This window comes from Deltaproteobacteria bacterium (assembly GCA_016931625.1).
In the GTDB taxonomy this organism is placed as follows: domain Bacteria; phylum Myxococcota; class XYA12-FULL-58-9; order XYA12-FULL-58-9; family JAFGEK01; genus JAFGEK01.
On the sequence record JAFGEK010000039.1, the window covers coordinates 1 to 11202 of the forward strand.

Below are 11202 nucleotides of genomic sequence, written 5' to 3' on the forward strand. Positions count from 1 at the left end.
ATGACAAACTACTACACCTTGCCCATGTTGATCGCGGACATTTACCCGTGCTTATACTGCGGACATATACCGTATCAGTAACAATGCGCAAATTTACACTATGCTTTAAATATTACACCATGGTATAATTATATAATGGCTCTTAATTTAAAAAATCATGAAGTTGAACAACTAGCCGCAGAGCTTGCGCAATTAACAGGCGAAAGCAAAACAGAAGTAATTCGTCGTGCTTTATTAGAACGAAAAGAAAAATTAGCTTATCGCATAGCTCGCAATGATAATAAGCAGAGTTTACTTAAAATGTTAGAACAAGAAATATGGGCACTTGCTCCAAGTGAGCAACTAGGTAAGCGCCTTAGTCGTAAAGAAGAAGAGGTTATTTTAGGTTATGGTGAAAATGGCATATGATTATTGATTCATCGGCATTGGTTGCTATTGCTTTGCAAGAACCAGGCTGGCAAGATATATTTAATATACTAGTGGCAAGGCCAAATAGTGGTATTGCAACACCTACATTGGTTGAAACAGGTATCGTATTATCAGCAAGATTTAATCGTGATATGCAACCACAACTTTTACGTATGTTGCATGAATTTAGTATTGTAATGATTCCTTTTGGCGAGCAACATTGGCAAGCTGCTTTTGATGCATATTTAAAATTTGGCAAGGGCAGGCACCTAGCTGCTTTAAATTTTGGTGATTGTATTTCATATGCAACAGCGTATTTAGCTGCTGAACCACTATTCTTTGTGGGTGACGATTTTACTGCCACTGATATTGAAGTAGCATTAATAAAGCATTAACAAAAAATAAATATGCAGAAAATGTGATATTTTTAATCGATGAAAATGTTGTAGTATAGAATTAGTAATTAACGATCGAGCTTAATAGCTATTGCGCTATTGATTTCTTTAACGCTTGCCCCTACAGGGCCACAAGCCCAACAGCCAAACACCAATTTTTCTAGCTTGATTCTGTTACCTCGCATGCATAATTCTGATTATGAATGACCTTTTTGGAGGTTTTGCGTCCACTGTTTTAAATCTCCAGCGCTTACACAAGAAGTCTTTAGTATTTGCATTGTATTTTTTTTGGTATTATTATACACACATGTCTAAAAATGCCGCTATCTCAATCCGTTTGCCTGCAGATATTAAAGCAAGTCTGGTTGCACGAGCTCATGCTCAACACAGGTCATTATCGGCTCAAATCACTCATGATCTTGAAATCGCTGCAAACAATGACCCTGGGATAAAAGCTTCACATAGTTGCCGTTTTCTTGGCAGATTCCCCTCTAATACTATTGTATCTGACGATGACATCGCATTAGTTCGTTCCATGCTTTGGAGACGCAATAAATAAAAGGAAGTCACTTGGCTGATTACATTCTTGACACACATGCTTGTATTTTCGCGCTATCTACACCTAAAAAACTTGGTAATCGGGCGCGAAAAGTATTACGTCGAGTTGAAATGGGGCAAGATGTTGCATGGATTCCTGCGGCAGTTATCGCAGAAATAGTCTTGCTGTATGAACTCAGAAGAATCTCGATTGCTATTGCTGAATTTAAGATAGTATTAGAAAATAATTCATCACTACGCTTTCTTCCGCTAGATTTTAAGCAACTTGAAGATTTCGCTGTGCTATCAAGTATTCGTGAACCATTCGACCGCCTTATTATCGCTGCCGCACGAGCACTAAACGGTAAGCTAATAACCAAAGATAGAAAAATAGAAGAATCGAAACTAGTACCAACAATATGGGATTAAATTTTGCATAAGAGTGATCGACGTTGATCAACCGGTAGATGTCCGCAGTATAAGCGGCTATTTAATATTCCCATTTGGTGACGTATATGATATAAATAGTTGTACGTCATAAGTGGGAGCAAAAATGAACGTTAAACTAACACTTAGATTAGACGAGTCATTGATTAATCAAGCAAAAAAATATGCACGTCTGAGAGGAAAGTCGATATCACAGCTAGTTGCCGACCATTTTGAGGCAATTTCGCAAAATGTATTAGATAATGAGCGTCAAATTGGCCCTATTACCTCACAGCTAAGAGGTTGTTTAAAAGGTGTCGCTATTGATGAAAAGGATTATAAACAATATCTTGAAAGGAAACATTTTTGATTATTCTTTTTGATACAAATATTGTGCTTGATGCTCTATTTGATCGAGATGGTTATGCAGAAAATGCGGTATTTTTACTTGATGCAGTTGAGCAATCAATAATTACGGGGTTTCTTTGCGCACATTCAATAACCACATTGTATTATTTATTAAGCAAGGCTAAATCAAAAGAATTTGCTAATCAAAAGATAAAACTACTATTTGAACTATTTGCAGTAGCACCTGTAAACCGTGCAATATTAGAAGAAGCATTAGCGCGAAAATTTGCAGACTACGAAGATGCTGTTGTTCATCAAGCTGCTATTGCTATTAATGCTAATGGGATAGTTACCAGAAATACATCAGATTTTAAAAAAGCAACCATAAATATATACTCACCTGAAGAATTGATAGCAATTATACAAAATATAATTACCCACCCACAACCTTTATAGCTTGGTCAGCATGATGTGGTTTGGTACTCTATTTTTTAGTGCCAAACGCCATTAACATATTGAAATATAAGGATATTATGCATCTAGCTTACTAAATTGCTTGTTTTCGTTATGTAGCGAAGCTTGCTTACTTTGAAAAATGGCAGCTATACCTTGCTTTATCATTTAACTATTAACATCTTAAAAAGTGAGTATTTTTTTAAGCAAGCGACGATTTTATACTTGATAAATTCGCCCTTGCGCTTAGGTCAAATTCGCATTACATCGTCGCATCTTATGTAAATTTTAAGGAGTAATGACGCAAATCGATTATGACCGCTGATACCTCGACTTCTAGTGAAACAAGCAAACAACAAGCTCGCGCCCATGCCAGCATAAAAGCACAGCTAAAATCAGCTACTGGCATTAATCCCGCTCAGTGTTATCAGTGTGGCAAATGCACTGCGGGTTGTCTAATGGCTGCAGAAATGCCGCTAAAAATCCATCAAATTTTGCGTGCTATCCAATTAGATCAAATCGATAAATTGCTTACTGATGAATCGATTTGGCTTTGTTTAGGATGCGAAACTTGCAGCACACGTTGTCCAAACGAAGTTGAGCCAGCCCGTATTATTGACGCGCTGCGAGAAATAGCGGCCCAAGAAAATCCCAAAGAGTTGCCGCGCTATATCAACGCTTTTCATCAAGCATTTTTAAAGCAAATTATGCGTCATGGTCGCATTTTTGAGTTTGGTCTTATCGCCGCTTACAAACTAAAAACTGGCCGTTTGTTTGATGATGTTTCACAAGTGCCAGCCATGTTAACTCGGGGCAAATTGGCGCTAAGTCCACGCAGCATAGATGGTATTAAAGATATTCGTCGTATTTTTAAGGCATGTGAAGATGCTAGCGTAGCTAGTGATAATAAAAGCGACAAAGGTAGTGGTGCACCGTGAAGATCGGCTATTTTCCAGGTTGCTCGCTGCATGCAACGGCGCGTGAGTTTGATGAAAGTTTGCGAGCTATTGCACCAACACTAGATCTTGATCTTACCGAGATTGAAGATTGGGCGTGCTGCGGTGCTACTTCAGCACATGCTACCAATCATCTACTTAGTATAGCTCTGCCAGCGCGCACTTTGGCGCTCGCTGAAGCGCAACAGCATCAACAAGTTTTAGCGCCATGTGCAGCTTGCTATAATCGTTTAGCTACGGCGCATCACCAAGTTGCTAAAGACGCTGCCTTAGCACAAAAGGTAAACAAAGTTCTTGAACGTCCATTTAATAACACGGTTGCGGTACGCAGTATTGCGCAAATATTGCACGAATTAATACCAACCATAAAAAGTAAAGTTAAAACCCCGCTTAAAGATTTAAAGGTAGCATGCTATTACGGATGCTTATTAGTACGCCCGCCGCATTTAGATAATAGTGATGACGCTGAGCAACCACATTCGCTTGAAGAGATTGTGACAGCTACCGGTGCTACTTCAGTTAACTGGCATAAACGTCTTGATTGTTGTGGCGGTGGTTTTTCGATTTCGCGCACCGATTCAGTGATTCGTCTTTCGCGTGCAATTATTGATGATGCAGCAGCAGCCGGGGCAGATGCTATTGTTGTTGGTTGCCCCATGTGCCAATCAAATCTCGATTTACGCCAGCGCGCTATGAAGCGTGCTGATAGCCCAATACCGATACTTTATATTACTCAGTTAGTAGGTTTGGCGTTAGCATTGAGCCCAAAAAATCTCGGGCTAAATCGGCATTTTATTAACACCAAAGCAGTTAGCGATCGTAAATTTAGTAATGACACCGACGTTGCTAAATCTGCAGCAGGGGGGCAAAGCTAATGGCACGCGTCGGTGTTTTTGTTTGTCATTGTGGTGAAAATATTGCAAGCACGGTTGACTGTGCGCAGGTAGCCGACACCTTAAGTAAATTACCTGGTGTAGTACATTCGGTAGATTACAAATATATGTGCTCAGATCCAGGGCAACAGCTAATTAAGCAGGCCATACATGAAAAAAATCTTGATAGAGTAGTGGTCGCAGCCTGCTCACCACATATGCATGAAAAGACTTTTCGTAAAACCGTAGCGACCGCGGGCATTAATCCATTTTTATGCGAACTCGCTAATATTCGTGAGCATTGTGCATGGATCCATCACGACCGTGAAGCCGCGACTGCTAAAGCAATTGATCTCGCCCGCTTTATCGTAGAAAAGGTAAAACATAACCGTCCGCTAAAGGCGATTAGCATTCCGGTTGAAAGACGTGCCTTAGTAATCGGTGGCGGTATTGCTGGTATTCAAGCAGCGCTTGACATTGCTGATGGTGGTCGCGAGGTAGTGCTAGTAGAAAAAGAGCCGTCACTTGGCGGTCATATGAGCCAGCTTTCAGAAACTTTTCCCACGCTTGATTGCTCGCAATGTATTTTAACTCCCCGCATGGTTGAGGTTTATCAACACCCTCGTATTAAATTGCTGGCTTATAGTGAAGTTGAAGCGGTTGATGGCTATATTGGTAACTTCACTGTTAAAATACGTAAAAAAGCTCGTGGTGTTGATCCCGAACTTTGTAATGGCTGTGGTGAATGTCAAAAAGTTTGCCCTAGTAAACGTATAGCGAGCGAGTTTGATGTCGGCTTAGGCAAACGAACCGCTATTTATGTACCTTTTCCACAAGCAGTACCAAATATACCGGTTATTGATAAAAACAAGTGTGCTTATATGCTGGCGCAAGCGCGTGGTGCTAAAAAGTTAGCTTGTGGCAAATGTGCCGAAGTTTGTGGTCGTAATGCGATTAATTTTGCCCAACAAGACGAAATAGTTGAAGAACAAGTGGGCGCCATTATCGTTGCCACGGGCTATAAATTATATTCAATTGCTAAAGAACAATCTAACCCCGCCATTAAAGGTTATGGTGAATATGGCTACGGGAATATACCCGATGTAATTGATGGTATGCAGTTTGAACGCCTTGCATCAGCGTCGGGTCCAACTGGCGGTAAAATATTACGACCATCAGATAATAAAGAACCCAAAACCGTCGCCTTTTTACAGTGTATTGGTTCGCGTGATCCGCAAAAGGGTATTAATTATTGCAGTAAGATCTGCTGCATGTACACCGCCAAACACACCATGCTTTATCATCATAAAGTTCATGGTGGCCGCGCCTTTGTTTTTTATATGGATATCCGTGCTGGCGGTAAAGGTTATGATGAATTTACTCGCCGAGCTATTGAAGAGAATGAGGCCATTTATATTCGTGGCCGTGTATCCAAATTATATCGCGAGGGTGAAGTAATTAAAGTACATGGTGTTGATACTTTAAGTGGTGAGCCAATTGTTATTGATGCTGATATGGTAGTTTTAGCTACCGCAATGCAATCGCAGACAGAAAGCACAGCCTTAGCACAAAAATTATCCATTTCATCTGATCGTTATGGTTTTATTAACGAGGCGCATCCAAAATTGCGACCGGTTGAAACTAGCACCGCTGGTATTTATGTCGCTGGTGCTTGTCAAGCCCCGCGTGATATTCCTGATTCTGTTGCAATGGCCAGTGCAGCAGCGGCTAAAGTTTTGTCGCTATTTTCTGCTGAGACTTTAGAGCGAGAACCTTTAGTAGCTCAGGTTAACGCGAATAATTGTACTGGTTGTTTTCATTGTGAGCGAGTTTGTCCATATGGCGCAGTTACTCATCAAGAGATACGCAACAAAAAAGGAGAGCTACTCAAGACCGTAGCTTTAGTGCGAGAAGGCGTATGTCAAGGGTGTGGCACTTGCCAAGCAACTTGTCCGAGTAAGGCAGTCGAACTTGCAGGTTGCACTGACGAACAAATTTTTGCAGCGATTAATGCCTTTTAAAGGTTGTCTCATAAGGAGCTGTTATGAGTACATCACCTGCACCACAAATAGACGCACCAAGAAGCGGCAGCGCGCCAACAAATTTTGAGCCGCGCATTATCGCTTATGTGTGCAACTGGTGCACTTATACTGGTGCAGATTTGGCTGGTACCAGCCGTTTACCAATGGCTGCAAATGTTCGTATCGTGCGGTTTCCCTGTACCGGTCGTATTGATCCGATTTTTATTATGAAGGCATTCGAGCGTGGTGCTGATGGCGTTATAGTTAGTGGATGTCATCCTGCCGACTGCCATTACAATGCTGGTAATTATCATGCACGGCGCCGTTTTGCTGTGGCGCGTGAATTGATGATTTTTTTAGGTATCGATCCTGCACGTATTACCTTCGCTTGGGTTTCGGCCTCTGAAGGCAATAAATGGGCTGAGTTAGTAAATGAAACCACCGAGCGTCTGCGTGCTATTGGTCCTTTTAAAGATTACCAGGCATTGCGGTCTTAGGTAGGTGTGGCAAGGAGATAGGTAATGCAGCAACTAATAGAGGTAGCACGTCAGTTGTTGACTGACAAAGTTGTTGATGTGGTGATTGGTTACGAGCAAGGGGCCTTTGGGGTTCGACCTGCTTTTATTAGTGATGTGGCTAGTTGTGCACAATTAATTTTTGACAATCGTTGTGTTCATAATTTGGTTAGCTATTTATCACCACGGCGCACTCATCTTGCTCACTTTCAAAGAAAAGCTATCGTAGCTAAAGGCTGTGATATTCGCGCGATTGCCGCTTTGGTGCGTGAGGGGCAACTAAAGCGTGAACAAATTATTATTATTGCACCTCGCTGTGGTGGCGTTGGTCGTAACGCCTCATTAAATAAACCACAGCAACTTGAGGTAAATACAGTGGCACCGCGTTGTGCTAATTGCACAGTGCGTGAACCACGGGCAGCTAGTGCAAAAGATACAGCAGAGCACAAAGAAATACTGGCTGATTATGTAGTGGGAGAGGTACAAGCGCCACCGCCAATTGCCGTCGATCGCGATGCACGGATAAACGCACTTGATGCAATGAGCATACAAGAGCGTTGGCAATATTGGCAGGGTGAGCTTGAGCGTTGTATTCGTTGTCATGCATGTCGCGAAGTATGCCCAACTTGTTTTTGTGTGCAGTGTTTAGCTGATAAGACACAACCACAATGGATCGAAAGTTCACCCCACGCGCGTGGCAATCTTATGTGGCAATTTAATCGCATGATGCATCAAGCCGGGCGTTGCGTTGATTGTGGCGAATGCGAACGTGCTTGCCCGGTTGGTATTCCATTGAGTTTATTAGTAGGCAAAATGGCTAAAGTAGTTAAAGAACGTTTCGATTATCAAGTGAGTTCTGATCCAACAGTGCCAACTCCGATTGGTACTTATAACCAAGAAGACAAGCAGGAGTTTATCCTGTGACTAGTTATCGTTTTATATCTGAAACAGCATTATCACAGTTACTCAACGATTTGATAGCGCAACAAATTCGGGTGGTGGCGCCGGTGCGTGTTGGTGTTAAGGGCTATGAACGAGTAAAATTATCGCCAATATACGCAACAAGTATAACTAATACAACCAACCAATCTATCGCCACCGTAGCGAATGTCGATTTTACTAGTCCTCTTACAAATAGTTCGATTAAACCTTACTTTTTACCACCCACCGAAGTTTTGCTTAAATGGCAGCAGAATCAAGGTGATATTGAGCTTAAGCAAGCAGATACAAAAGCAGCACCAACAGTTATAGTTGGTGCGCATCCTTGTGATGTTGCAGCTATTGATAAACTTGATAAGGTTATGAGTTGGGGTTTGCGCGATGAGCTTTGGTTTAAGCGTCGTGAAGCTACTACTATTATTAGTTTTACTTGCACTGAAGTAGATGACGCTTGTTTTTGCACTGCTGTAGGTTTAGAACCAGCTAGTCGTCGCGGCGCTGATTTGCTATTTACTAAAGTAGACGATGGTTTTCAGGTTGAGGTGTTAACCAAGAAGGGTGAAGCCTTAATTAATGCCCACTCTGCTAAATTTGCTGCCAGCGACGAAGATAAAACCAAAGCAGCTACTGCACTGCAAAATACAATTAAAGAGCGTGTGATTGGTAATTTACAAGCAGATATCAATGGTATGCAACAATGGTTGCAATCTCATTTTGATGATGACATCTGGCAGCAGATAGCACTGCGCTGTCACGGTTGTGGCGTATGCGCTTTTATCTGTCCGAGCTGTCATTGTTTTGACATTGTTGATGAACCACAAAGTAATTTGCAAGGCGAGCGTCGGCGTAATTGGGATACATGCCAAACTGCTCTTTTTACTTTGCATGGTTCGGGGCATAATCCCCGTAGTAATCAAAACGCTCGTTATCGTCAGCGGGTAACTCATAAGTTCTCAATTTACCCACAACGGTTTGATGAAATTTTATGCACGGGTTGCGGTCGTTGCGTGCGTGCTTGTCCAGGCGGCATCGATCTTCGTGAAGTGCTCAACAACATAAATAAAAGTATAAATGCAACAGTTTAAATAGAGGCAAGGCATGAATCTGTACGCGCCACATTTAATGCGCATTGATGAAATAATTGATGAAACACCTGACACCCGCACTTTGCGCCTGAGTTTTAAATCGTCAGAAGTTGCCAAAGAGTTTTCATTTTTAACCGGCCAATTTGGCGAGTATTCAGTGTTTGGCGCCGGTGAATGCACATTTTGTATTGCTTCAGCGCCGACCCGCAAAGAATACATTGAATGTAGTTTTAAAGCGGTCGGCAAAGTAACTAAAGCCATGCGTGAGCTTAATGTTGGTGACATTATGGGTTTTCGCGGGCCATATGGTAATAATTTTCCTATTGAGCAAATGCGCGGTAAAAACATAGTGTTCATTGGTGGCGGTATTGGACTGGCGCCGGTGCGCAGCGTTATTTGGAATGTATTAGATCGTCGCGATGAATTTAAAGATATAACTATTATTTATGGTGCTCGTAGCGTTAATGATTTGGTATATAAACGTGAGCTTCAAGAGTGGTCGCAGCGCCGTGATGTTACTTTAAGGCAAGCGGTTGACCCAGGTGGCGAAACCCCTGATTGGCAAGGTGAAGTTGGTTTTGTGCCAAATATAGTTAGTAAAGCGGCACCTTCTGCCAATGATAGTTATGCGATCGTGTGTGGTCCGCCAATAATGATTAAGTTTACTATCCCAGCGTTAAGAGAGCTCGGTTTTGCCCCTGAGCAAATTTACACTACGCTTGAAAATCGGATGAAATGTGGGATTGGCAAATGCGGCCGTTGCAATATCGGCCCGGTTTATGTGTGCAAAGACGGCCCGGTGTTTAGCGCAAAAGATTTAGAGAAATTGCCGCAAGATTTTTAGGTTAGTTATAATTTATTTTAACTATGTAAACATATAGGGAATACGCACCCCTGGATCATTATCAGGAAAGTCACGAGTGTTGCGAGTAACAAGTAAACAGTTGTGTGTTTTCGCGGTTGCCCAAATAATGGCGTCGGGTAAACGGATTTTAAAGTTGCGTCGTAGTGTGATAGCTTGTTCTGCCACAGCCATATCAATTGCAATTATATTAAAAGATTGCAGAAAATCTTGTAGTAATATTTGTTCTTCGGGGTTTTGCGCACCAACTAGGATTTCCATCCAGGTAATAAGACTAATGCATGGATAATCATAACGAGTGATTTCGTCTTTAGCGGCATTAACCCCATTTAAAAAATCAATTAAAATATTGGTATCTAAAATTGCCTTCAATGCTGCTCCCATTCATTACGTAAGCTATCTTCATAGTCACGTGCGTTAATGTCGCGATTTTTCCATAAACCAAAGACTTTGTCCGGTGCGGCAATTTGTGTTTGCTGAATATATTTTGTAATGGCTTTGCGTATTGCTTCAGCACGAGAAATTTTTAAACGACGACAAATGTCTTTAAGAGGTTTGAGATGTTCAGATGGTATATCAACAATTGTACGCATAGTATATCATATAACGATATCATATATCATTGTCAATGACTGAAGTTTTTATTGATCTTAATGCACTCACCGCTAATATTTTACAGGCTTATTTATCAATGTTGAAAACTGCTGATTATTTTAGCAAATGCTTTGTTTTAGCTGAAGATTTACGTGTTATGTTTGAGGCATGGCAAAAAATAAAATCTTGGTCAGCAAAACATGAGAATAAATGCAAGTAAGGTGAAATATTGACCCAACAAGCTTAACCCACTTATTGGATAAAAATAGTATTTAATGATGTAATCAAAAAATGTTCACGCTACTAGATTATCGTTTCAGATTACCATCTGTTGTAGCGTTAATACTCACTTTTTCTAGCGGCACTACGGTTTGTTCTTTAAAGGCACAAACTAAACCTACATCAAAAGATAAGTGGGTTTTAGTGCACGAGGCAGCCGTAGCGGCAGAAAAAAAAGATAAAGTGTTTTTTTCAGTTAACAATGCCGGATTCATAAATGAAAAGCAGGGTATTGCAGTATGTCATCCTGCCGAGATTATAATCACTAATAATGGTGGTAAAACATGGCGGCAAGCGAAACTACCGCTTACTAATGGTGCTTTTGTTAGCTTTGAGATTGTTGATAATGAATATCTTTGGGCCGGTGGTGGTAATACTCTACGAATCTCTGAAGATGGCGGCAGTAATTGGCAAGAACTAATTGAGTATGGCGGTGTACATTCTAGTGGCAATTATTTTTCATTCATTAATTCAAAAATAGGTTGGTATGCTATAGGCAAAGAAAATGGTAC

At 41.2% G+C, this 11202-nt stretch carries 17 protein-coding genes; 15 read left to right on the top strand and 2 right to left on the bottom strand.

Annotated elements, in window-relative coordinates; all coding sequences use genetic code 11:
• Positions 1 to 135 precede the first annotated feature (135 nt).
• The 13 genes from JW841_03270 (at position 136) to JW841_03330 (ending at position 9799) form a co-directional block, all read left to right on the top strand.
• Entirely contained in the window at positions 136 to 408 is a 273-nt protein-coding gene (locus JW841_03270; GenBank protein MBN1959941.1) for a type II toxin-antitoxin system VapB family antitoxin, read from the top strand.
• Positions 405 to 803: a type II toxin-antitoxin system VapC family toxin gene (locus JW841_03275; GenBank protein MBN1959942.1), complete on the top strand. Its 399-nt coding sequence runs from the start codon at positions 405 to 407 to the stop codon at positions 801 to 803. Before JW841_03270 ends, JW841_03275 begins: the two co-directional genes overlap by 4 nt.
• A gap of 307 nt (positions 804 to 1110) precedes the next feature.
• Entirely contained in the window at positions 1111 to 1362 is a 252-nt protein-coding gene (locus tag JW841_03280; GenBank protein MBN1959943.1) for a hypothetical protein, read from the top strand.
• Positions 1363 to 1373: 11 nt separating this feature from the next.
• Positions 1374 to 1769 carry a type II toxin-antitoxin system VapC family toxin gene (locus JW841_03285; GenBank protein MBN1959944.1) on the top strand — a complete coding sequence of 132 codons (396 nt, stop codon included), beginning with the start codon at positions 1374 to 1376 and terminating at the stop codon, positions 1767 to 1769.
• 124 nt (positions 1770 to 1893) lie between these two features.
• Positions 1894 to 2136, top strand: coding sequence for an antitoxin (locus tag JW841_03290; protein ID MBN1959945.1), 243 nt, complete (start codon positions 1894 to 1896; stop codon positions 2134 to 2136).
• Positions 2133 to 2570, top strand: a complete 438-nt coding sequence (locus tag JW841_03295; protein MBN1959946.1) for a PIN domain-containing protein — start codon at positions 2133 to 2135, stop codon at positions 2568 to 2570. Before JW841_03290 ends, JW841_03295 begins: the two co-directional genes overlap by 4 nt.
• A 311-nt stretch (positions 2571 to 2881) precedes the next feature.
• Positions 2882 to 3505 carry a 4Fe-4S dicluster domain-containing protein gene (locus tag JW841_03300; GenBank protein MBN1959947.1) on the top strand — a complete coding sequence of 208 codons (624 nt, stop codon included), beginning with the start codon at positions 2882 to 2884 and terminating at the stop codon, positions 3503 to 3505.
• On the top strand, positions 3502 to 4398 hold the full coding sequence (locus JW841_03305) for a CoB--CoM heterodisulfide reductase iron-sulfur subunit B family protein (protein ID MBN1959948.1): 897 nt from the start codon (positions 3502 to 3504) through the stop codon (positions 4396 to 4398). The genes JW841_03300 and JW841_03305 overlap by 4 nt, the downstream gene beginning before the upstream one ends.
• Positions 4398 to 6416: a CoB--CoM heterodisulfide reductase iron-sulfur subunit A family protein gene (locus tag JW841_03310; protein ID MBN1959949.1), complete on the top strand. Its 2019-nt coding sequence runs from the start codon at positions 4398 to 4400 to the stop codon at positions 6414 to 6416. Before JW841_03305 ends, JW841_03310 begins: the two co-directional genes overlap by 1 nt.
• Positions 6417 to 6439: 23 nt before the next feature.
• Positions 6440 to 6913: a hydrogenase iron-sulfur subunit gene (locus JW841_03315; protein MBN1959950.1), complete on the top strand. Its 474-nt coding sequence runs from the start codon at positions 6440 to 6442 to the stop codon at positions 6911 to 6913.
• A gap of 24 nt (positions 6914 to 6937) precedes the next feature.
• A complete protein-coding gene (locus JW841_03320; protein MBN1959951.1) occupies positions 6938 to 7855 on the top strand; it encodes a 4Fe-4S dicluster domain-containing protein in 918 nt (305 codons plus the stop codon).
• Positions 7852 to 8955 carry a 4Fe-4S dicluster domain-containing protein gene (locus JW841_03325; GenBank protein MBN1959952.1) on the top strand — a complete coding sequence of 368 codons (1104 nt, stop codon included), beginning with the start codon at positions 7852 to 7854 and terminating at the stop codon, positions 8953 to 8955. The genes JW841_03320 and JW841_03325 overlap by 4 nt, the downstream gene beginning before the upstream one ends.
• Before the next feature lie 13 nt (positions 8956 to 8968).
• Positions 8969 to 9799 carry an FAD/NAD(P)-binding protein gene (locus JW841_03330; protein ID MBN1959953.1) on the top strand — a complete coding sequence of 277 codons (831 nt, stop codon included), beginning with the start codon at positions 8969 to 8971 and terminating at the stop codon, positions 9797 to 9799.
• Positions 9800 to 9820: 21 nt separating this feature from the next.
• On the opposite strand, the gene JW841_03335 is transcribed toward JW841_03330, so the two are convergent.
• Together JW841_03335 and JW841_03340 are read right to left on the bottom strand one after the other, a co-directional pair.
• On the bottom strand, positions 9821 to 10201 hold the full coding sequence (locus JW841_03335; protein MBN1959954.1) for a type II toxin-antitoxin system VapC family toxin: 381 nt from the start codon (positions 10199 to 10201) through the stop codon (positions 9821 to 9823).
• Positions 10186 to 10410 carry a CopG family transcriptional regulator gene (locus JW841_03340; GenBank protein MBN1959955.1) on the bottom strand — a complete coding sequence of 75 codons (225 nt, stop codon included), beginning with the start codon at positions 10408 to 10410 and terminating at the stop codon, positions 10186 to 10188. Before JW841_03340 ends, JW841_03335 begins: the two co-directional genes overlap by 16 nt.
• 35 nt (positions 10411 to 10445) lie before the next feature.
• Here JW841_03340 and JW841_03345 point away from each other — a divergent pair, with 35 nt between their 5' ends.
• Together JW841_03345 and JW841_03350 are read left to right on the top strand one after the other, a co-directional pair.
• Positions 10446 to 10631 (top strand): hypothetical protein, encoded by a 186-nt coding sequence (locus JW841_03345; GenBank protein ID MBN1959956.1) that lies wholly within the window; start codon positions 10446 to 10448, stop codon positions 10629 to 10631.
• A gap of 71 nt (positions 10632 to 10702) precedes the next feature.
• A partial coding sequence (locus JW841_03350; protein ID MBN1959957.1) for a hypothetical protein occupies positions 10703 to 11202 on the top strand: 500 nt, incomplete at its 3' end.